Annotated in this window: 19 protein-coding genes, 1 tRNA gene and 2 pseudogenes; 15 read left to right on the forward strand and 7 right to left on the reverse strand. The window is 58.7% G+C overall.

Going from position 1 to position 20,362, the window contains the following annotated elements:
* The first annotated feature begins 8 nt into the window (after positions 1–8).
* The 3 genes from C7U61_RS09295 (at position 9) to C7U61_RS09305 (ending at position 3,270) form a co-directional block, all read left to right on the forward strand.
* Entirely contained in the window at positions 9–1,688 is a 1,680-nt protein-coding gene (locus tag C7U61_RS09295; RefSeq protein WP_106997816.1) for a nitrite/sulfite reductase, read from the forward strand.
* Positions 1,689–1,699: 11 nt separating this feature from the next.
* A complete protein-coding gene (locus C7U61_RS09300; protein WP_106997817.1) occupies positions 1,700–2,212 on the forward strand; it encodes a DUF934 domain-containing protein in 513 nt (170 codons plus the stop codon).
* A 245-nt stretch (positions 2,213–2,457) separates the two neighbouring features.
* Positions 2,458–3,270 (forward strand): ferredoxin--NADP reductase, encoded by an 813-nt coding sequence (locus tag C7U61_RS09305; RefSeq protein ID WP_106997818.1) that lies wholly within the window; start codon positions 2,458–2,460, stop codon positions 3,268–3,270.
* A gap of 54 nt (positions 3,271–3,324) precedes the next feature.
* Here C7U61_RS09305 and C7U61_RS09310 read toward each other — a convergent pair.
* From C7U61_RS09310 to C7U61_RS09320, 3 genes and pseudogenes are all read right to left on the reverse strand, one after another.
* Positions 3,325–3,940, reverse strand: a pseudogene (locus C7U61_RS09310) (GntR family transcriptional regulator).
* A gap of 191 nt (positions 3,941–4,131) precedes the next feature.
* On the reverse strand, positions 4,132–4,338 hold the full coding sequence (locus C7U61_RS09315) for a hypothetical protein (RefSeq protein WP_106997819.1): 207 nt from the start codon (positions 4,336–4,338) through the stop codon (positions 4,132–4,134).
* Between the two features lie 258 nt (positions 4,339–4,596).
* Complete coding sequence (locus tag C7U61_RS09320; protein ID WP_106997820.1) at positions 4,597–4,854, reverse strand: GlsB/YeaQ/YmgE family stress response membrane protein; 258 nt, start codon at positions 4,852–4,854, stop codon at positions 4,597–4,599.
* Positions 4,855–5,226: 372 nt separating this feature from the next.
* Here C7U61_RS09320 and C7U61_RS09325 point away from each other — a divergent pair.
* Positions 5,227–5,302 (forward strand) — tRNA-Lys (locus tag C7U61_RS09325).
* Positions 5,303–5,345: 43 nt separating this feature from the next.
* On the opposite strand, the gene C7U61_RS09330 is transcribed toward C7U61_RS09325, so the two are convergent.
* Positions 5,346–6,533 carry an IS481 family transposase gene (locus C7U61_RS09330; protein WP_106997723.1) on the reverse strand — a complete coding sequence of 396 codons (1,188 nt, stop codon included), beginning with the start codon at positions 6,531–6,533 and terminating at the stop codon, positions 5,346–5,348.
* A gap of 920 nt (positions 6,534–7,453) precedes the next feature.
* Here C7U61_RS09330 and C7U61_RS09335 point away from each other — a divergent pair.
* Positions 7,454–7,930 (forward strand): hypothetical protein, encoded by a 477-nt coding sequence (locus C7U61_RS09335; protein ID WP_106997821.1) that lies wholly within the window; start codon positions 7,454–7,456, stop codon positions 7,928–7,930.
* A 426-nt stretch (positions 7,931–8,356) separates the two neighbouring features.
* Entirely contained in the window at positions 8,357–8,560 is a 204-nt protein-coding gene (locus C7U61_RS09340) for a hypothetical protein (RefSeq protein WP_106997822.1), read from the forward strand.
* Between the two features lie 409 nt (positions 8,561–8,969).
* On the opposite strand, the gene C7U61_RS09345 is transcribed toward C7U61_RS09340, so the two are convergent.
* Positions 8,970–9,251, reverse strand: a complete 282-nt coding sequence (locus C7U61_RS09345; RefSeq protein ID WP_106997823.1) for a PsiF family protein — start codon at positions 9,249–9,251, stop codon at positions 8,970–8,972.
* Between the two features lie 281 nt (positions 9,252–9,532).
* Between C7U61_RS09345 and C7U61_RS09350 the strand changes: the two genes are divergently transcribed.
* Together C7U61_RS09350 and C7U61_RS09355 are read left to right on the forward strand one after the other, a co-directional pair.
* Complete coding sequence (locus tag C7U61_RS09350; RefSeq protein ID WP_106997824.1) at positions 9,533–10,285, forward strand: cytochrome c biogenesis CcdA family protein; 753 nt, start codon at positions 9,533–9,535, stop codon at positions 10,283–10,285.
* A gap of 64 nt (positions 10,286–10,349) precedes the next feature.
* Positions 10,350–11,311: pseudogene (locus C7U61_RS09355) on the forward strand (AEC family transporter).
* Here C7U61_RS09355 and C7U61_RS09360 read toward each other — a convergent pair.
* Positions 11,288–12,490: a UbiH/UbiF family hydroxylase gene (locus C7U61_RS09360; RefSeq protein ID WP_106997825.1), complete on the reverse strand. Its 1,203-nt coding sequence runs from the start codon at positions 12,488–12,490 to the stop codon at positions 11,288–11,290. The pseudogene C7U61_RS09355 and the gene C7U61_RS09360 sit on opposite strands and share 24 nt — an antisense overlap.
* On the reverse strand, positions 12,477–12,716 hold the full coding sequence (locus C7U61_RS19365) for a hypothetical protein (protein ID WP_146143949.1): 240 nt from the start codon (positions 12,714–12,716) through the stop codon (positions 12,477–12,479). The genes C7U61_RS09360 and C7U61_RS19365 overlap by 14 nt, the downstream gene beginning before the upstream one ends.
* Here C7U61_RS19365 and pcsA point away from each other — a divergent pair.
* From pcsA to ytfQ, 7 genes are all read left to right on the forward strand, one after another.
* Positions 12,703–13,428 carry a phosphatidylcholine synthase gene (gene pcsA / locus C7U61_RS09365; RefSeq protein WP_106997826.1) on the forward strand — a complete coding sequence of 242 codons (726 nt, stop codon included), beginning with the start codon at positions 12,703–12,705 and terminating at the stop codon, positions 13,426–13,428. The genes C7U61_RS19365 and pcsA overlap by 14 nt on opposite strands.
* Positions 13,429–13,464: 36 nt before the next feature.
* On the forward strand, positions 13,465–14,448 hold the full coding sequence (locus C7U61_RS09370; protein WP_106997827.1) for a quinone oxidoreductase: 984 nt from the start codon (positions 13,465–13,467) through the stop codon (positions 14,446–14,448).
* A gap of 41 nt (positions 14,449–14,489) precedes the next feature.
* Positions 14,490–16,064 (forward strand): ABC transporter ATP-binding protein, encoded by a 1,575-nt coding sequence (locus tag C7U61_RS09375; RefSeq protein ID WP_106997828.1) that lies wholly within the window; start codon positions 14,490–14,492, stop codon positions 16,062–16,064.
* On the forward strand, positions 16,054–17,139 hold the full coding sequence (locus tag C7U61_RS09380; protein WP_106997829.1) for an ABC transporter permease: 1,086 nt from the start codon (positions 16,054–16,056) through the stop codon (positions 17,137–17,139). The genes C7U61_RS09375 and C7U61_RS09380 overlap by 11 nt, the downstream gene beginning before the upstream one ends.
* The gene (locus tag C7U61_RS09385) at positions 17,136–18,056 is read left to right on the forward strand and encodes an ABC transporter permease (protein WP_106997830.1); all 921 of its coding nucleotides are present in this window, start codon (positions 17,136–17,138) and stop codon (positions 18,054–18,056) included. The genes C7U61_RS09380 and C7U61_RS09385 overlap by 4 nt, the downstream gene beginning before the upstream one ends.
* A gap of 53 nt (positions 18,057–18,109) precedes the next feature.
* Positions 18,110–19,186: a BMP family ABC transporter substrate-binding protein gene (locus C7U61_RS09390; RefSeq protein WP_106997831.1), complete on the forward strand. Its 1,077-nt coding sequence runs from the start codon at positions 18,110–18,112 to the stop codon at positions 19,184–19,186.
* A 142-nt stretch (positions 19,187–19,328) separates the two neighbouring features.
* A complete protein-coding gene (ytfQ, locus tag C7U61_RS09395) occupies positions 19,329–20,291 on the forward strand; it encodes a galactofuranose ABC transporter, galactofuranose-binding protein YtfQ (protein ID WP_106997832.1) in 963 nt (320 codons plus the stop codon).
* Positions 20,292–20,362 lie beyond the last annotated feature (71 nt).

Here is a 20,362-nt window from a genome sequence, read left to right on the forward strand (position 1 = left end):
AGGAAATCATGTATCGTTACGATGAATTCGACCACGCCTTCGTTGCGGAACGGGTTGCCCAGTTTCGCGATCAGGTGGAGCGGCGGCTCTCGGGTGAGCTTTCGGAAGATGCCTTCAAGCCGCTGCGGCTGATGAACGGTGTCTATCTTCAGCTGCATGCCTATATGCTGCGCATTGCCATTCCTTATGGCACGCTGAGCTCGCGCCAGATGCGCATGCTCGCCCATGTTGCGCGCACCTATGACCGCGGCTATGGCCACTTCACCACGCGCCAGAATCTGCAGTTCAACTGGCCGAAACTGTCTGAAATGCCCAATGCCCTGGCCGATCTCGCCTCCGTCGAGATGCACGCGATCCAGACCTCCGGCAATTGCATTCGCAACGTAACGGCCGATCATTTTGCCGGCGCAGCTGCCGACGAAGTCGCCGATCCCCGGCCCTATGCCGAAATCCTGCGCCAATGGTCGTCGGTTCATCCGGAATTCTCCTTCCTGCCGCGCAAGTTCAAGATTGCCGTCACCGGCGCCGAGCGCGATCGCGCTGCCATTCAGGTGCATGATATCGGCCTGCATCTGAAGAAGAATGAGAAGGGCGAGATCGGCTTTGCCGTCTACGTCGGTGGCGGGCAGGGCCGTACGCCGCTGGTTGCCAAGCTCATCCGCGACTTCCTGCCGGAAGAGGATCTCCTGTCCTACACGACGGCGATCATGCGCGTTTACAATCTGCATGGCCGCCGCGACAACAAGTTCAAGGCGCGCATCAAGATCCTCGTGCATGAAACCGGTGCGGAGGAACTGGCGCGCCAGGTCGAGGTCGAGTTCGACAAGCTGCGAGACACCGAACTGAAGCTGCCGGAAGCCGATGTCCAGGCGATCTCGGCCTATTTCGCGCCGCCGGCACTGCCTGAGCGCCCGGAAGGTTGGGAAAGCCTGGCACGCTGGAAGAAGGCCGATCCGGCCTTTGCGCGCTGGGTGCAGCAGAATGTCCAGCCGCACAAGAACCCCGATTACGGCATGGTGACGATTTCGCTGAAGCCGATCGGCGGCATTCCCGGCGATGCGACGGATGTCCAGATGGAGGCCGTGGCCGATCTTGCCGAGGAATATGCCTTCGATGAAATCCGTGTCAGCCATGAGCAGAACCTCATTCTGCCTCATGTCGCCCTGGCAGATCTCGAAGCCGTCTATCGCGGCCTCGTCGCTATCGGGCTCGAAACGGCGAATGCCGGCCTAATCACGGATATCATCGCTTGCCCCGGTCTCGACTATTGCGCGCTTGCCAATGCGCGCTCCATCCCGGTCGCGCAGGAGATCTCCAGACGCTTCGGCTCGGCCGAGCGCCAGGCTGAGATCGGCGAGCTGAAGATCAAGATTTCCGGCTGCATCAATGCCTGCGGCCACCACCATGTCGGCCATATCGGCCTGCTCGGCGTCGAGAAGAAGGGTGCCGAACTCTATCAGATCACGCTCGGCGGCTCCGGTGACGAGAACACCTCGATCGGCGAGATCATCGGCCGCGGCTTCGAGCCCGACAAGGTGACCGACGCCATCGAGACCATTGTCGACACCTATCTGGGCCTTCGCCTGGATCCTTCCGAAACCTTCCTCGCAGCTTATCGCCGCGTCGGGCCGCAGCCGTTCAAGACCGCGCTCTACGGCGCGTCCTCATCGGCAGCCGAAGCGGCGTAAGGAGATTGACCATGACAAAGATCTGGCGGGAAACGGGTTTCGTGGACCATGATCCGTGGGTCATCGAGACCGACGAGATCAAGGCAGGCGAGGCGCAGAAGCCGCTGCTCGGCCTCGATGCCTTGATCGCAAAGGCGGAAGAGAGCAATGAGTCCGGCCTCGGCGTCCTCATCAAGCCGGCCGACGACGTGATCCGGCTGCAGCCCTATCTCGATCGTCTCGATATCGTCGCGGTCGCCTTTCCGGCATTCAGCGATGGCCGTTCCTTCAGTCATGCCTCGCTGCTGCGTCAGCGGCTCGCCTACGCTGGCGAATTGCGGGCCGTCGGCGACGTGCTCATCGACCAGATTCCGTTGATGCTGCGCGTCGGTATCGATAGTTTCGCCGTGACGAACGAGACCGCACTGAAGAGATTGGCGGAGAACCGCCTGCCGGGCATTCCGCACTATTATCAGCCGGCCGCGCGTCGCGCAGAAGGGGGGCAGGCCTATAGCTGGCGGCGTTTGCCGGCGAAATCGGCCTGAAGTCGAAAGACATGCTGTTGCGGCAATTCGGTGTCGGATTGTCATATTCCAATCCGTCAGCATGTGTCATGTCGGTGAGTTGGAATCTTGACTGAAATTTGCATATTTCAGTCCTATGTCGTCGGTTGGAATGGAATGCCTTTCAAAACCGGCTATATTGTAATATTAGCGTCGCGAAAATGAGCCTGCCGGGAAAGACGTGCCCAGGAAAAAACGCGTAAGATTAATACGGGATCCGAAACAGAATGAACGCCCCCGCCAAATCAGAAGAGTTTGCTTCAGCAGTCCCAGCCGGCGTCTTCGCCGAGAAGGTGCTGAGCGTCACGCACTATACCGACCGGCTCTTTCGTTTCACCATGACCAGGCCGCAAGGCTTCCGCTTCCGCTCCGGCGAATTCGCCATGATCGGTCTCATGGTTGATGGCAAGCCGCTTTATCGCGCCTATTCGATCGCGAGCCCCGCCTGGGCCGACGAACTCGAGTTCTTTTCCATCAAGGTGCCGGACGGCCCCTTGACCTCGCATCTGCAGAACATTAAGCCGGGCGACGAAGTCCTGATGCGCAAGAAGCCGACTGGCACGCTGGTTCTGGACGCGCTGACGCCCGGGCGTCGGCTCTATATGTTCTCGACCGGCACCGGCATCGCGCCGTTTGCGAGCCTCATCCGCGATCCCGAAACCTATGAAAAGTTCGAGGAGGTCATCCTCACCCACACGACGCGCGATGCCGCCGAGCTGAAATACGGCTTCGATCTCGTCGAGGAAATCCGCAACGACGAGATTCTCAGCGAAGTTGTCGGCGACAAGCTGCGCCACTATGCGACCGTCACCCGTGAGGAATTCCCCTTCAAGGGCCGCATCACCGATCTTATCGAAAACGGCAAGCTTTTCAGCGATCTCGGCGTGCCGCCACTGGATCCCGCCATCGACCGTGGCATGATCTGCGGCTCCTCCGCCATGCTGAAGGACACCAAGGGCCTGCTCGAAAGGGCTGGCCTGAACGAAGGCGCCAACAACAAGCCGGCCGAGTTCGTCATTGAACGCGCGTTCGTCGGGTAAGCGAATTATTCCAAGGTTAAATGAAAGGCGGTTCCAGCAACGAAGCCGCCTTTTTCATGCATTGTTGAGATAATCGACGAGTGCGGCCATGGCAGTGCGTGCCTTGTCGGCATCGCCGCGGCGGATGGCGTCTATCGCCTGAACATGCATGGTGATTGCGCCTCCCATGCGCTCATGCGTTCCAGCCGAATACCACAGCCGGCGTGCATGTGTTTGCACCGGGGCGAGGGCGGCTGTTATGAAGTTGTCGGGACAAGCTGCTTCCAGTACCTCGTCGAAGGCCTTGTCGGTCGCAAAAAAGCCGGGCAGGTCGCCGTTTTCGGCGCATTCCGCCATTAGGCCGGCGCATTCCCGCAATTGCTCGCCCTGGCGCGGTTCGGCATGGGTGGCGGCGAGCGCAGCTGCAATCGATTCCAGTTCGCGCCGTACCTGCATGACATATTGATGATCTTCAGGACGAATTTCCGCGATTTGCAGGCCGACGCGGGCCTGCACGTGGATCAGTCCCTGCCAGGCAAGCTTCTGGACGGCCTCGCGCACCGGCGTCCGCCCCATGTACCGCGATCTCGATCAGCTGTTTTTCGGTGACGAGGGCGGCCGGCTTCAACTCGAGCGTCGCGATCGCGTATTCCAGCGTGAGATAGGCGAGATGGCTAAGCGAATTCTGCATCCGAGCTCATGTCCACTTATGCCAGACGGCACACAATGTCGTCCGGCATCATCGAAGGCAATCGATGTGATATATCATTGCGCTGCGTCGCGCATGGCCATGCACAGCGCTTGTATATCGCTTTGCGCATGCTCGCCTTGAAGCCGACGGTGTCGGCACCATGTCGCAAGTCTAGCTGAAAGAGCCGCGCCTCATTGGCCGATTGCGGTTGTAAGGGAGGGCGGCCGTCGTTTGGCGGCCATGAGCAGATCGAGTTCCGTCGATGAGGGCCCGAACTTGTAGAAGAGGCGTTTCGCCTCCGCGTCGTCGAGGCGATATTTCCGCGCAAATTCGGCAATACTGTAGGGGCGGCCGCGAATGACTTTGCGTGTGGTTGTCGGATTGGCGTTTTCCGTCATGTTTCCAACCTCCTTTCGGGTCCATTTTGATAGATAGCGCCGAGGTCGGGCTTGGAAAGGCCTGAAAACGTATCGTGGCATTTCAATTCAGTATGCTGCGATTCAAGCGCTTGATGGCTGGCATGTCGTCGCGACCTGCTGGACGTTTCTTGCGCGAGATTCTTTTTTATTGCCGCGCAATAAAAAAGGGGAAGGCGGTTTTTTCCGCCTTCCCCTTTTCCTCTTCCCGATTCGGGCTCGTCCAGCCCGATGCGCCGCTCAACGCCTGATCATGCGGCCGACGAAGATCAGGATGCAGGCCCCGATGAAGCCCGTGATCAGGTAGTTCAGCCATGCGTGGAAGGGTAGTCCAATATGGAGCACGCCCAGCAGCCAACTGGCGACGAGTGCGCCTACGATGCCGAGGACGATGTTCATGATAATGCCCGTGTTGCTTTTCATGATCATCTCGGCGAACCAGCCAGCCAGGCCGCCGATGATAATTGCTGCAATCCAACCGACGTGTGCGTCATCCATAAAAGAACCTCCTGAGGGCCCGACGGGTTGTTAACAATAACTGATATACACCAAAAACGATTCGGACCCCAACTGTTGCGGATGGCGAGCCGATCGATCCGTTCATTGCAACCCCGATTATTAAGGGGAATTGTTACGGTTGTTTGGGTCTTGAGGAACGATTGCCTTGCCGGTGATTGTCGGTCGCTGGCATCATTCTGATTCCCGCTGGGAGCGGTGGTTTCTTCGGCCCGATGGCGGCCTTTCGTGATAGTGAGGTGAGGAAAAGCATACTCGGCCGCCGACAACCGCAATTTTATGGGTTGACCACGATAGGGCGTCTGCATATGTTCCGCGCACTTCCAGCCGGGGCAGGCTCTGCCAGCGGAGAGGGAGAGCGTAGCTCAGTCGGTAGAGCAACTGACTTTTAATCAGTAGGTCATGGGTTCGAATCCCATCGCTCTCACCATAGACATCTTGTCCAGCCCGGAGACATAGGTAACAAAACGTACCTAAGACATGGGTGACAATCTCGTGCCGAACGGATTGTCGATGGTTTGCAAAGTCCTCTGTTCCAAGTCGATATATCCCAAATCATAGTGCATGAAGCTTATGAGCCAAATGCCGTCGTCGACTTCCTTGATTCCCAGTTTCTGTCCTGCCATGACGGTCGAGATGTTGATCTTCTTGCGATGCATGCAGATGCGGCCGCAATTGGTCACCAGTGCCTCGCGATCGTGAAAGGGGTAATCGATCTGCGGCAGCCCCTGATAGGAACGTGCCGATGCGGTGTAGATGTCCGCAGGCGCTTTCATCGCCAGCGCTTCATGTGGCCGCTCCTCATTGAATTCGCTCAAGAAAGCGTCGAAGCGGGCCTGCTGCTGCAGGATATTTCTGCCAGGCGGACGGGTCGCCTCTTTCTTGAGCGTCAGGTGCATGCGCTCGTGCCGGCCATTCTCTTGCGGATGGCCCGGCCGGATGCGCTCGAGCGCAATACCGAGCCTGAGCCACCAAACGGATAGCTTCGAGAGATTGTAGAGCCCGTTGGGACTGGCGAACGGCAAGCCGTTGTCGCTTCTGATCGCGGTGGGCAGTCCGCGCTCGGCAAACAGCCGCCGGAAGGCGTCGAAGACACCTTGTTCGCGCGTCGATTCGAAGGCTTCGCAGGCGAGCAGGAAACGCGAGGCCTGGTCGGTGACCGTCAGCGGGTAACAGTATCGACCGTCGCCGAGCTTGAACTCGCCCTTGAAATCGGCGCACCACAGATCGTTCGGCGTCAGCGCCTGAGACAGAGGCGTTCCCTCGGCGCGGTGGCGGTGCCGCTTGCGGGCATGCGCGACCAGCCCATGCCGGTCGAGAACCGCATGCACCGTGCTTTTGGCCGGTATGCGCACGTCGCCGGCAAGCTTGCGCACCAGCAGTTCGCGGATCTTGCGCGCACCCCAATGCGGCTTGTCCGTCTTCAGCCGCACGATCATCGCTTCGACCGGCTCGGGCAGCTGGTTGGCATAACGCACCGGCCTTCGAGACCGATCGGTCAGCGCCTCCAGACCGTCGTCCTTGTAGCGGTTGAAGATCTTGTAGCCGGTCTTGCGCGAGATCCCGAACGACCGGCACACCTCGCTCATGCCTTCGCCCTCAAGCAAGCGGGCGACAAATCGTAGACGTTCCTCCATCACCGAAGTCTCTCTCCACGGCATCAACACCTCCCGCCAAAAAGCGGAAAGTGTTACCCATCTCTCCGGTACAATTCGTCACCTATCTCTCAAGTCGGGCATCTGTGTCCAGCCCGGAGACATAGGTAACGAAACGTACCTAGGCCACGGGTTCCGGGCTTTTCATTGCTAAATGATATCGACATTACTCGGACAAAGCAGGAATCTGGCCGGGATGTCGCATGCTCGCGGCGACGGCCTTTTTTACCGAGCAAGCCAGCCGCAAGAAAAACCCGGTATTCGCTGCCTGCAAGGGAGATGCGCGAATCGAGATATTTATCAGACCTCGCTGATCCACTAAATGATCGCTCTTCAATACCAAAGGATCAAGATGTCTGACCATCCGCGTTCATTAGAGTCGACAAGGCGTTGCTTATCGGACCGAAGGCCTAAAGGAGCCATGATTTACCTAATGGTCGCAGTAGTTGCTGTTATCATCGGATTGACTTCGGGACGGCATGAGAGCGCGATACAAACTGTCCCCCAGGTGGCGAAGCTGGTTCATTAGATAGAAGATTGCCCGAGCCGAAGGCCACACGGCCGGGCATAATGGCCGCAACCTTCGCCTTGATGCATGGCTGGTCGTGTCCGCTGCCCATCCGAAAGCGACGGACTTCCCAAGAGCCCAATTTGAGATCGCTTCGTTCGGTTCTGAGGCCCATGTGGCTCGGAACAGGTGATGGCTCCTCCGCAGTCTCGAAGGAAACAATAAAGATAGAGCCTTCGCGGTCGCTTCTGTATTGCTCGCTCTTACTGTCTGTCTGGCCGGCTCCCATCGCGCTTTCGTCCGCCACCCCATAACGCACAGGTTGTTGATGGTTTTGATCCGAATGGGCTGGTGAAGAACGTTCATTTGGTAGTACCATAGATCCATCAATAAGATTGTCAGTGAATACGACGGGCGAATGATGGAATTCGTGGCAGAGCTGTCACTATGGGAGATTTATGCAATCGTTTGCGGGTTGCTGGTATCCTTGGGACTTTGGGCCGGGCTAATCGTGGGCAGGAGGTTTTCGATAGCCTTGAGGGTGTTGCCGCTTCTCGGTATCGCGGTCACGACGCCGGTGACCGAGCGGTTTGTGATCCCCTACCTTTCGGAGCGCTATCCGGTGATCTTCGCCAACAAGGATCTGCCTAAGAAGATCGATCAAAAGACCACGCTGACGAAGATAGATCTCACCGATCACATCTACAGCTATTTCTACGATCTCGACGACGATGATGACTTCGATCCGCCTCTCGTCAAGTCCGCGCAACTCACGGACCTCTGCGACTTCCTGCTGCCGAAATTCAGTTCCGGCGAAGCATCTTTGGCGAATTACATCTATCAACTGAAGGGCAGGGACTATTCGTTTTCGGTCGACAGCACCGACTGCTCCTGACGGCTGGACAGGCGAAACATCAGGGGCGCCGTGATTCAAAATCCCCCGCCACCTTCCCAGCTGCGCAGGGCGCAGACGAGGCTTATGCCATTGTCGAGAGCGCGACGGCTGCGACCGCTGTCAGGCCACCGAAGATCGGCAGCATTTGAGCATAACGAGCCGCGCGAGCTTCTTTCTTTCGATCGATGTCATGATCGGCTTCCTCACATGCAGTGAGGCCTAAACGCATGGAACTCATGCTTCGTTTCACGTCCGTCGCCGCATTGTAATATTATACATCGCTAAAAATACAGGGAGGCGGTACTTTGCCGGTTCGAAAACGGCAAATCCGCTCGGTAGGGATTACCGAACATTATGGTGTCGCGACTTCTATCGGAACCTAATCCAGTCAGGTGAGTTCCATTTTCAACTGAAAGGAGGCACGCCTTGGCACAGGAACGACAAGATGAATCGAAGGGCGGACGTGAGAAGAAGCAAGCGCTCGCGGAGATACAACACAGCAAGGCGCATGAGAACGATCGGATGAATAGGGAAAAGGACGGAGCTTCCGTCGTTGCAGATCCCCGAAACAGGTTGGTGGATGGCAAAATCGATCCGGTTACAAAGGAGCGCAAGCCCAGCGGTGCATGAGCGCTAGCACTATGGGCCTGCTCGCGGGTTGATGCGCCGTTTCCTTATCGTACAAAGATAGCCGCGCAGCCCGGCTGAGCGGCGCACGGACGATCACATTACGGCCGCAGGGCGATTTGATTTTCCATCGTTCACGAGTGCAATCCCAGCGAGGACGGTTCGCTGGGATTCCGTTGCGGAACTTTGCCGTGACTAGCGGGCAAATGTTTGCCGTGACGATATCAACTTTTGTCCGTCCCCATCTGAAGCGATCGAACGGAATCTCCAGTGGGACTGACGGCGATGTTGCGCCGCAGCCTGGTGTTCCCATTTGAATTTTTGTGTGGGAATGACGAACTCATTCTCGCGATCAACTTTACCGCCAGCTGAACGGTAAAGTTGACCGTGATATTTGAGAGTGAAAAGGTCTCTAGGCCTTGCCGCCGTTCTTCTTGCAATCGCTTCGGAATTTGGCGCGGGCCTTTCCATGCAGGCCCTTGGCATCGGCCTGGGCTGAACATGCCTTGGAAACGGCAGTTTGAGCGGGCTTCGTTGCCTTCGGCTTCATCGTATTGGTGGTCGATGGCGTCGACGTCGTTGCACTCGGCGTGGTCGTTGTCGTGGTGCTAGGGGTAGTTGCCGTTTGTGCCATCGCGCTTACGCCGAAGAGTGCCACAAAGGCTGCAGTCGTGAACATAGTAGCAATTCTCATGGGGCTTTCCTCTGCTGATTAGCTTGAGCGGAATATGCGTTGTTCGACGAACATCAGCAGCTTGAACCAATATTTTTACAAAAGCAATTCGTTCATCAGGCAGTCTCGCGACTCTTGGCTGCGCCTGGAAAACCGGGGAATATCGGGGTTTTGCAATAGGCTGCAGGGTTCCCAATTCCGTCAACTTTAAGGCAGGATGCCAAGCCCGCTCGAAAAGGTGATTGGCTTTCCGATACCCGCGCCTTTAGGAAAGAATCGGAATGACATAGCCGGAGTCCATCGTGTCGCTTGCCGATATCTCGCTTCTGAGTGCCTTGCTCGCCGGAGCGCTTTCGTTTCTTTCACCTTGCGTGCTGCCGCTCGTACCGCCCTATCTCTGCTACATGGCGGGAATTTCGGTCGAGCAGTTTCGTGGCGGAGGAGCGGCGGTTGCCGAAACACCGAGCGTTCGCGGCAATGTGCTGATGTCGGCGCTGTTCTTCACCTTGGGATTTGCCACCGTATTCGTTGCGCTCGGCGCCGGCGCGTCCTCGATCGGCATGCTCCTGCGCCAGCACCTCGATATTCTCGCCAAGATCGGCGGCCTGATCATCGTCGTCATGGGGCTGAACTTTCTCGGTGTCTTCCGCATCGGCCTTCTGGCCCGTGAGGCGCGCTTTCAAAGCGGCGGCAAGCCGGCGACGCTGACGGGAGCCTATGTCATGGGTCTTGCCTTCGCCTTTGGCTGGACGCCCTGTATCGGCCCGGTGCTCGGCGCCATCCTGGGCATTGCCGCCTCGCGCGAAACGGTCGGTGCCGGCGCCGGACTGCTCGCTATCTATTCGCTCGGGCTTGCCATTCCCTTTTGGATCGCCGCCGGCTTTTCCGGGGCCTTCATGCGCTTTCTCTCCCGTTTTCGCCGCCATCTCGGGACGGTCGAGAAGATCATGGGCGGGCTTCTGGTCCTGACGGGCCTCGCCTTCATCTTCGGCTATATCAGCGATATGGCGATCTGGTTTCAGCAGACCTTTCCAATCCTGATGAAAATCGGCTAAGCCGGGCGATATTTTCGCCTCCCGTTTTTCCCGGCAGATGGAACATGCCCGATGGCTTACCCCCATGGCTGATATTGTTGGTCTGTTGCTGCCATTTTTCGGGCTGATCCTGTCGGCTATGCCGCCGCACGCATCACCAAGCAGCCGGCGGATGCGCTCGGCTGGCTGAACACGTTCATCATCTATGCCGCATTGCCGGCACTGTTCTTCAAGCTCGTGGCCCAGACGCCGATCGAACAGCTGACGCGAGTCGATTTTATCGCCACCGATATCGCCGTGACTTACTCGATTTTCCTGCTGCTGTTTCTGATCGGTCGTTTCCTGCGCCGCAATTCGCTTGCCGACAGCACCATCCAGGGCTTTGCGGGAGCCTATGGCAATATAGGCTACATGGGGCCGGGACTTGCACTCCTGGCGCTCGGCGAAAAGGCGGCTGTTCCGGTGGCGCTGATCGTCTGCTTCGAAAATGCGCTGCACTTCATCGTCGCGCCCGCTCTGATGGCACTGGAAGGTGCCGACAGGCGTTCTCCCTCGCGGCTTGCTGCGGATATCGCCTGCAAGGTGCTGCTGCACCCGTTCATCCTGTCGACCGCGCTCGGCTTCCTCGTGGCGGCGCTTTCGTTCCATCAGCCCGTCGCCTTCGAGCGATTTATCAATTATCTCGCGCAAGCTGCTGCTCCTTGCGCGCTATTTGCCATGGGTGTGACGCTTGCGCTGCGTCCGCTCAAGCGGATTCCGGTCGAGATCGGCTATATCGTGCCGGCAAAGCTCATCCTGCATCCGCTTGTCGTCTATATCGTTCTGCAAGCTGTCGGCGGTTTCGATCCGATCTGGATCGAGGCCGCCACGTTGCTGGCGGCACTGCCGACGGCAACGAATGTCTTTGTCATCGGTCAGCAATATGGTGTCTGGCAGGAGCGGGCCTCAGCCACGATCCTGATTACTACGGCCTGTTCCGTGGTGACGGTTTCACTGGTGCTTTATCTGATAAAATCCGGCGCCCTACCGGCGCAGCTTTTCCCGTAATGCCGAGGAAAAATTGCGCAGGCCGCCGCCGGGTTCGATTCCCTCGCGCATGACGATGTTGCGCAGCGGAGCAATGGCGGAAAGCACATGCAAGCCTGCCGCCCGCAGCATCTGCACAGGCAGGAAATCCGACAGAAGCGAGCGGTTGAGGAGATCGACACTCACCGTGCGGCTGACGATGTCGGCGCGTCTCTTGCGATCGAAACTGTCGCCCGCCGTTGCTAAGATCGGAAGGTCGGCGCGTGAGCAGAGAATGTCCGACAAGGCCAGGATATCGCGAAGGCTGAGATTGAGGCCTTGCGCGCCGATTGGCGGGAAGACGTGGGCCGCTTCGCCGATCAGCGCTGCCCGGCCCTTGCCGAAGCGGTAGGCCGTCATGCCGGAGAGCGGCCAGACCTGCACGCTGTCCTCGATGGTTATTTTACCGAGCATCGACTGCATGCGTTCCTCGACCAGCAGGCCGAGTTCTTCTAGCGATTTTTCGGCATTGGCGGCGGCTTCAGCCGGCCTTTGCACCCAGACGAGGCTGGAGCGTCCCCCAGGCAGCGGCACTTGCGTAAACGGACCGCTTTCGGTGTGGAATTCCGTGGAGATGTTCTGGTGCGGCAGGCTATGCGCAAAATTCAGAACCATCGCCGATTGCGGATAGGACCAGCCCTTGGTCTTGATCCCAAGGACTTCGCGCACCATCGAATTGCGACCGTCCGCGCCGACGACGAATGCGGCTTCGACCGAATCACCGTTGTCGAGGGTGATCGAGACACCATCGTCACGGAAGGTGACCTGAGACGCCGTAGCGTCCATGCGGCTGACATTGCCTTCCGCTTCGATGGCTTGGCTTAGCTTGTCGAGCAGCACGGCATTCGGAATATTGTAGCCGAAGGCATCCAGCCCGATTTCGGATGACCGGAACGAGACCGTCGGCGCCCGCAGCAGCCGTGACGTGCCGTCGATAATGCGCATCGTGGTCAGCGCTGCCGCCGAAGGCGCGATACTGTCCCATAGCGTCAGTCGCTCCAGAAAGCGGATCGATTGATCCATCAGCGCCGTGGTCCGCTTGTCGGCTTTGTTGTGCGGCGAGGCCACGAGGGCGACGGATCTTCCGCCGCGCGCCAGCGCGAACGCCGTGATCATGCCGGCGAGCCCTCCGCCGATAACGGCCACTTCAATTTGCTTCATATCGATGCCTCAATTGCCTTTGGTTCTGAAAATAAGCGCTTAGCCTGTTGAAATCCATGGGATGAAACATCGCAACGGGTGAAAATGACAGCAAGTCGCGATAGCGTGCCGCAATAAACGCTTTTGCGCTGGCGATGCCGACCAAAGGATGCATATTAGCAAGAAAAACCGCCTGCCGGGGCAGGTGAATAAGCTGACGAGTCGTGGGGCGGATGAAAATCTTCAATTACAAGCGGGTGCCTTATGCGGAGATGCGTGCCTTCTCCGTTCATATATTGACGGCATCCGGATCCTTTCTCGCCTTTCTCGGCGTCGTTGCGGCGTCGGAACATCGCTTTGTCGATATGTTCTGGTGGCTTGGCCTGGCGCTGCTGGTCGACGGCATAGACGGGCCGATCGCGCGCAAGGTTCGCGTCAAGGAGGTGCTGCCCAACTGGTCCGGCGACACGCTCGACAATATCATCGATTACGTGACCTATGTGCTGTTGCCGGCCTTCGCGCTCTATGAAAGCGGCATGATCGGCGAGCCCTGGTCCTTTGTCGCTGCTGGCATGATCGTCGTTTCCAGCGCCATCTATTATGCCGATACCGGCATGAAGACGGATGAGTATTTCTTCTCCGGTTTCCCGGTGGTTTGGAATATGGTGATTTTCACGCTTTTCGTCATCGGCGCCAGCGCCACGACCGCCATGATCCTCGTCGGCGTTTCCGTCGTCCTGACCTTTCTGCCGATCAATTTTTTGCATCCCGTGCGCGTCAAACGCTTGCGGCCGCTGAACCTTGGCATATTTCTCTTCTGGTCGGCGCTCGGCATCTATTCGCTGCTGATGTATTTCGTCATGCCGCAATGGGCCGTTGTCCTCTTCATTATCAGTGGTATTTATCTTTATTGCATCGGTGCCGTGCTGCAGTTTTTCCCGTCCCTTGGCCGTCGGTAAGGCCCGTCCTCAGGACGTCAGTAAGGATTGAGCATCATGAAGAAGGCCAAGGTCATCCGTATTCATGAAAATGGCGGTCCGGAGGTCATGAAGCTGGAGGAGGTGGATCTGCCGCCGCCCGGCGCGGGCGAGGTGCAGCTTCGGCACGCGGCGATCGGCCTCAACTTCATCGATGTCTATTTTCGCTCCGGCCTCTACAAGGCGCCTCAATTTCCATTGCCTCTCGGCAAGGAAGCTGCGGGCACGATCACCGAAGTCGGGCCTGGCGTAACCGATTTTGCCGTCGGCGATCGTGTTGCCTATGTCGGCAGCGATGGCGCCTACAGCGTCGAACGCAACATCGAGGCCCGCCATCTGGTCAAAGTACCTGACGATATCCCGCTTGAAACCGCAGCATCGATGATGCTGAAGGGCATGACGGCGGAATATCTGCTGAACCGCACTTTCAGGGTCGGCCCCGGAACGACGCTGCTGTTTCATGCGGCTGCGGGCGGTGTCGGACTGATCGCCGGCCAATGGGCCAAGGCCCTCGGCGCCGAAACCGTCATCGGCACCGCCGGTTCCGCCGAAAAGGTCGAACTGGCGCTGGCGCATGGCTATGACCATGTTATCGACTACGGCAAAGAGAATTTTGCCGAACGCGTCCGCGAGATCACCGCAGGCAAGGGCGTTGACGTCGTCTATGACTCGGTGGGGAAGGATACGTTCCCGCAGTCGCTCGATTGCCTGAAGCCGCGCGGCATGTGGGTCACCTTCGGCCAGTCTTCCGGTCCGATCGAGAATTTCAATCTCGCCATCCTCAACCAGAAGGGCTCGCTCTTTGCCACCCGGCCGAGCCTTTTTGCCTATGTCGGCACAGCTGAGGAGTTGAGAGCCAGTGCAAAGGCGTTATTTGCTGTTGTGCAAAGCAACAAAGTGCGTATCAATATTCATCAGACCTATCCGTTAAGCGATGCAGGGCGCGCGCATGCGGATCTGGAAGCCAGGAAAACGAGTGGAACTACACTACTGATCCCATAGATCCGTAAAGGGCAGGACGGTGGGAAGGAAATGAGGGGAACGTGTCGTCATCTGATGCGCCGGCAGCCGGTGCACTATTGTCCGTTCGCAAACTGACGAAACTCTTCGGCAGTTTTGCAGCCTGCAACGAAATCGATCTCGAAATCCAGCCAGGCGAAATTCACGCCCTTCTAGGCGAAAACGGCGCCGGCAAATCCACGCTGGTAAAAATGCTGTTCGGCGTGCTCGAACCGTCGCATGGGCAGATCGTCTGGCAGGGGCAGCCTGTGGCGATCGATGCGCCGGGCACGGCGCGCAAGCTCGGCATCGGCATGGTGTTTCAGCATTTTTCCTTGTTCGAAGCGCTGACTGTCGCGGAGAATATAGCGCTCTCGCTGGACAGCAATATCCCGCTCGCAAAAATTTCCGAGGAAGCTGCAAAGCTATCCCGTGCCTATGGCTTGCCGCTCGATCCGAATGCGCACGTGGCCGATCTCTCGGTCGGCGAACGTCAGCGCATCGAGATCGTCCGGGCGCTTCTGCAGAACCCTGGGCTGATTATTCTCGACGAGCCCACCTCCGTTTTGACGCCGCAGGAAGCCGACCGCCTGTTCGAAACCCTGTTTAAGCTGAGGGACGAGGGGCGCTCGGTGCTTTATATCAGCCATCGGCTGGAGGAAGTGCAGCGCATCTGTTCGCGCGCCACGGTTCTTCGTCATGGCAAAGTAACGGGTGCTTGCGATCCACGGCGGGAAACGACCGGTTCGCTCGCCCGCATGATGGTCGGCAACGACGTCGCCAGCGTCCAGCACGAGGGCCTCGGCGCGAAGGGAGACATTCTCCTCGAAATTGCGGGCCTTTCGGCGCCGGCCCGCACTCCGTTTGCCATGGCGCTGAAGGATGTTTCCCTGCGTGTACGGGCCGGCGAGGTGCTGGCGATCGCCGGCGTTGCCGGTAACGGCCAGGGCGAATTGTTCGATGTCATTTCCGGCGAATACACGGTCGCCGCGGATGATCTCGTCCAGCTGCGCGGCAAGACTGTCGGCACCAAGGGCATTAATCCGCGCCGGTTGATCGGCGCTGGTTTTGTGCCCGAGGAGCGTCATGGCCACGCCGCGGTATCCGCTTTGAAGTTGTCGGATAACCTCGTGCTCGCCCGGCATCAGTCGGACCGCAAGTCGTTCCTTGGCGGTAGCTTCTTCAATGTCATCAGGCATGGCGCGGTCAAGCAGGCGACGAAGCGCATCTGCGAGGCAATGGATGTGCGCAAGAGCGGCGATGATCCGGCAGCCGGCGCGCTGTCCGGCGGCAATCTGCAGAAGTTCATCGTCGGCCGCGAACTCGATCGCCGGCCGAGCGTGCTCGTCGTCAACCAGCCGACCTGGGGTGTCGACGCAGGGGCGGCAAGCCGCATCCGCCAGGCGCTGGTCGATCTTGCCCGCGACGGCTCGGCCGTGCTCGTCATCAGCCAGGACCTTGACGAGATTTTCGAAGTCGCGACCGACATTGCCGTCATCTCGGAAGGACGGCTTTCGCCGTCCTATCCCGCCGGTGACCTGACCCGCGAAAAGATCGGCCTGCTGATGGGCGGCTCGCATGAATCGAAGACGCATTCGGAGCCTGCACATGCGCATTGAACTCGAAAAGCGCCCGCAGGTCTCCAAGCTGTTCGGCCTGCTCTCGCCACTGCTTGCGCTCGCCTTGGCGCTGATTGCCGGCACCATCATGTTCGCTATCATGGGCAAGGATCCCGTCGAGGCGCTCGACGCCTTCTTTGTCGAGCCTCTCCTGGAGGTCTGGTCGCTGCACGAACTGGCGATCAAGGCCGGACCGTTGATCCTGATCGCCGTCGGCCTATGCCTCTGCTACCGCTCCAACAACTGGAATATCGGGGCCGAAGGCCAGTTCACCATGGGAGCGATCGCCGGATCATTCATCCCGATCGTCTTCACCGATTGGCATTCGCCGATAATGCTGCCTTTGATGCTGATCGCTGGCGCCGTCGGCGGCGCTCTCTATGCCGCAATTCCCGCGCTTCTGAAGGCGCATTTCAATACGAACGAGATTCTGACGAGCCTGATGCTTGTCTATATCGCGCAGCTCTTCCTCGATTGGCTGTCGCGCGGGCCATGGCGCGATCCGCAGGGCCATAACTTCCCGCAGAGCATCGACTTTCCGCCGGAAGGGGTTCTGCCGGCGATCTGGGCGGATTCCGGGCGTGCGCATTGGGGCATTGTCTTTGCCGTGATCGCGGCGATCCTTGCCTGGTTCGTCATGAAATATACGCTGAAAGGTTTTGAGATAAGCGTGCTCGGCCAGTCGGCCCGGGCAGGGCGCTTTGCCGGTTTTTCCTCGCGGAAAATGGTCTGGTTCGCATTCCTCGTCTCCGGCGCGCTTTCGGGATTGGCCGGCATATCCGAAGTTTCGGGATCTATCGGCCACCTGCAGCCGGCGATCTCGCCGGGTTACGGTTTCACCGCCATCATCGTCGCCTTTCTTGCCCGCCTCAATCCCCTTGGAGCCATTCTCTCCGGTCTCGTATTGGCGCTGACCTATCTAGGCGGCGAAGCCGCGCAATTGTCGCCGGGAATATCTGCCAAGGCGGCCAGCGTTTTCCAGGGCCTGCTGCTGTTCTTCGTGCTCTCCTGCGACACGCTGATTTATTACAAAATCCGTGTGGTCTGGTCGCGAGTCCGTGGAGGTGCGGCATGAGTGTGTTTGAAGCCATCCTGCTCACGATCATCACCGCGTCGACGCCGCTCGTCATTGCCGGCCTCGGTGAACTGGTGGTGGAACGCTCCGGCGTCCTGAACCTCGGTGTCGAAGGCATGATGATCATTGGCGCGGTCGCCGCTTTCGTCGGGGCGCAGATGAGCGGATCGCCCTATGTCGGCCTATTGACCGGCATCGCCGCGGGTGCTCTGTTTTCGCTGCTGTTCGGCTTTCTCACGCTGACACTGGTTACGAACCAGGTCGCGACCGGCCTGGCGCTGACCATTCTCGGACTCGGCCTTTCCGGCATGATCGGCGAGGGCTATGTCAGCGTGCCCGGCGTGCAGTTGCGCGAAATCGTCTTTCCATTGCTGTCGGACATACCGTTCCTAGGTCCGGTGCTGTTCAAGCAGGACCTGACCTTCTACCTCTCGATTGCGCTGCTGATCGGCGTCAATTGGTTCCTCTTCCGCAGCCGTGCGGGCCTGAAGCTGCGCGCTGTCGGCGATAGCCATGGCTCGGCCCATGCGCTCGGCATCGACGTCATCCGCACCCGTTACCTCGCCGTCATGTTCGGCGGCGCCTGCGCCGGGCTTGCGGGCGCGCAGCTGTCGCTGGTCTATACGCCGCAATGGGTCGAGAACATGTCGGCCGGCCGCGGTTGGGTGACGCTGGCGTTGGTGGTCTTCGCCTCCTGGCGGCCGATGCGTGTCTTGGCCGGGGGATATCTCTTTGGCGCCGTGACGATCCTGCAATTCCATGCGCAGGGCTTCGGCGTCGGCATACCCTCGCAATTCCTGTCGATGCTGCCTTATGCGTCGACTATTGTAGTTCTCGTCATCATCTCTCAAAATCGCCGCGCGACCTTGATCAACACGCCAGCGTCGCTGGGCAAGGCCTTCGTTCCGGAGCGCTGATAGCAACAGCCGGACCGATTTCTGCAAAACATGTCAAACCAACAGGGGTAACCATGAAAAAACTAGCACTCGCCCTCACAACGACAGCCGCCGCCATCGTTGGTTTCGCCGCCGCCGCCGAAGCAGCACCGACCAAGGTCTGTTTCGTCTATGTCGGCTCGCACACGGACGGCGGTTATTCGCAGGCGCATGATCTCGGCCGGCAGCAGATCCAGAAGGAATTCGGCGACAAGATCGAAACGCCTTACCTCGAAAACGTTCCGGAAGGCCCGGACGCCGAGCGTGCCATCGAGCGTCTTGCCCGCTCCGGCTGCTCGCTGATCTTCTCCACCTCGTTCGGCTTCATGGACGCGACCGTTAAGGTTGCCGCCAAGTTCCCGAAAGTGAAGTTCGAGCATGCGACCGGTTTCAAGAGCGGCCCGAATCTCGCGACCTACAACTCGCGCTTCTATGAAGGCCGTTACATCCTGGGCCAGATCGCGGCCAAGATGTCGAAGAACCATGGTGCCGCCTACATCGCTTCCTTCCCAATTCCGGAAGTCGTGATGGGTATCAATTCCTTCGAGCAGGGCGCCCGCTCGATCGATCCGAGCTTCAAGCTGAAGGTCGTCTGGGTCAACACCTGGTTCGATCCCGGCAAGGAAGCCGATGCCGCCAAGGCTATGGTTGACCAGGGCGTCGATATCCTGACGCAGCACACCGACACGACGGCGCCGATGCAGGTGGCTGAGGAACGCGGCATTCACGCTTTCGGCCAGGCTTCCGACATGATCAACGCCGGCCCGAAGGCGCAGTTGACGGCGATCGTCGACACCTGGGGCAACTACTACTCCAAGCGCGTTCATGCGCTGCTCGACGGCAAGTGGAAGTCCGAGCAGAGCTGGGACGGCCTGAAGGACGGCATCCTCAAGATGGCGGACTACACGAACATGCCTGACGACGTGAAGAAGATGGCTCAGGAAACCGAAGCCAAGATCAAGTCCGGCGAGCTCGCTCCCTTCACCGGTCCGATCAACAAGCAGGATGGCACGCCTTGGCTCAAGGCCGGCGAAAAGGCCGACGACGGCACCCTGCTTGGCATGAACTTCTACATCGAAGGCGTGGACGACAAGCTGCCGGCTTCGAAGTAATCGCGGCCAACAGGCAAAGTTGAAAAGGGCGTTTCGAACGCCCTTTTTTGTTGCGCTGCATCATCGAATATCGATTTACAAAAGTATTACTATATGATTTTTTGACTGCGGGCCTAAGGAGATAGGCCATTGGGAGATAATCATGAAGTTTAAGACCGCACTCGTTAGTGCTACGATTCTTGCTGCCTGCATGTTTACGTCGGCATCGGCAAAGCAGCTTGTCGTCGGCTTCTCGCAAATCGGTTCGGAGTCGGGCTGGCGCGCGGCTGAGACGACGCTGACCAAGCAGGAAGCTTCAAAGCGTGGCATCGACCTCAAGTTTGCCGATGCTCAGCAGAAGCAGGAAAACCAGATCAAGGCGATCCGGTCCTTCATCGCGCAGGGCGTCGATGCGATCCTGCTGGCGCCCGTCGTCGAAACCGGCTGGGATGCCGTTCTGAAGGAAGCCAAGGAAGCGAAGATCCCGGTCATTCTGCTTGACCGCACGGTCAACGCGCCGAAGGATCTCTATCTGACCGCTGTTACGTCCGACCTGGTTCATGAGGGCAAGGTTGCCGGCGACTGGCTTGTAAAGACAGTCGGCGACAAGAAGTGCAATATCGTCGAGCTGCAGGGCACGACCGGCTCCTCGCCGGCTATCGGCCGCAAGAAGGGCTTCGAGGAAGCCATCAAGGGTCACGATAACCTGAAGATCGTTCGCAGCCAGACCGGCGACTTCACGCGCGCCAAGGGCAAGGAAGTCATGGAAAGCTTCCTGAAGGCGGAGAACGGCGGCAAGGACATCTGTGCGCTCTATGCTCACAATGACGATATGGCAGTCGGCGCCATCCAGGCCATCAAGGAAGCCGGCCTGAAGCCCGGCAAGGACATCCTGACCGTGTCGGTCGATTCGGTTCCGGATCTCTTCAAGGCCATGGCTGCCGGTGAAGCGAATGCGACCGTGGAGCTGACGCCGAACATGGCAGGTCCGGCCTTCGATGCGCTCGATGCCTACCTGAAGACCAAGAAAGAGCCGCCGAAGTGGATCCAGACGGAATCCAAGCTCTACACCCAGGCCGATGATCCGCAGAAGGTCTACGAGCAGAAGAAGGACCTCGGCTACTAAGACGAAAGCCTTTCGCACTGGATCGGCAATGCCGTGCCGGTGCGATATCCTGTGCAAGATGCCGGCGCATC

The sequence above is a fragment of the Rhizobium sp. JAB6 genome, from assembly GCF_003024605.1.
Classification (GTDB): Bacteria; Pseudomonadota; Alphaproteobacteria; order Rhizobiales; family Rhizobiaceae; genus Rhizobium.

Bases quoted from the DNA above. Each gene is read 5' to 3' on its own strand.
- C7U61_RS09295 (WP_106997816.1), top strand. From the start codon at position 9: ATGTATCGTTACGATGAATTCGACCACGCCTTCGTTGCGGAACGGGTT.
- C7U61_RS09300 (WP_106997817.1), top strand. From the start codon at position 1,700: ATGACAAAGATCTGGCGGGAAACGGGTTTCGTGGACCATGATCCGTGG.
- C7U61_RS09305 (WP_106997818.1), top strand. From the start codon at position 2,458: ATGAACGCCCCCGCCAAATCAGAAGAGTTTGCTTCAGCAGTCCCAGCC.
- C7U61_RS09315 (WP_106997819.1), bottom strand. From the start codon at position 4,338: ATGACGGAAAACGCCAATCCGACAACCACACGCAAAGTCATTCGCGGC.
- C7U61_RS09320 (WP_106997820.1), bottom strand. From the start codon at position 4,854: ATGGATGACGCACACGTCGGTTGGATTGCAGCAATTATCATCGGCGGC.
- C7U61_RS09330 (WP_106997723.1), bottom strand. From the start codon at position 6,533: ATGCCGTGGAGAGAGACTTCGGTGATGGAGGAACGTCTACGATTTGTC.
- C7U61_RS09335 (WP_106997821.1), top strand. From the start codon at position 7,454: ATGATGGAATTCGTGGCAGAGCTGTCACTATGGGAGATTTATGCAATC.
- C7U61_RS09345 (WP_106997823.1), bottom strand. From the start codon at position 9,251: ATGAGAATTGCTACTATGTTCACGACTGCAGCCTTTGTGGCACTCTTC.
- C7U61_RS09360 (WP_106997825.1), bottom strand. From the start codon at position 12,490: ATGAAGCAAATTGAAGTGGCCGTTATCGGCGGAGGGCTCGCCGGCATG.
- pcsA (WP_106997826.1), top strand. From the start codon at position 12,703: ATGAAAATCTTCAATTACAAGCGGGTGCCTTATGCGGAGATGCGTGCC.
- C7U61_RS09370 (WP_106997827.1), top strand. From the start codon at position 13,465: ATGAAGAAGGCCAAGGTCATCCGTATTCATGAAAATGGCGGTCCGGAG.
- C7U61_RS09380 (WP_106997829.1), top strand. From the start codon at position 16,054: ATGCGCATTGAACTCGAAAAGCGCCCGCAGGTCTCCAAGCTGTTCGGC.
- C7U61_RS09385 (WP_106997830.1), top strand. From the start codon at position 17,136: ATGAGTGTGTTTGAAGCCATCCTGCTCACGATCATCACCGCGTCGACG.
- C7U61_RS09390 (WP_106997831.1), top strand. From the start codon at position 18,110: ATGAAAAAACTAGCACTCGCCCTCACAACGACAGCCGCCGCCATCGTT.
- ytfQ (WP_106997832.1), top strand. From the start codon at position 19,329: ATGAAGTTTAAGACCGCACTCGTTAGTGCTACGATTCTTGCTGCCTGC.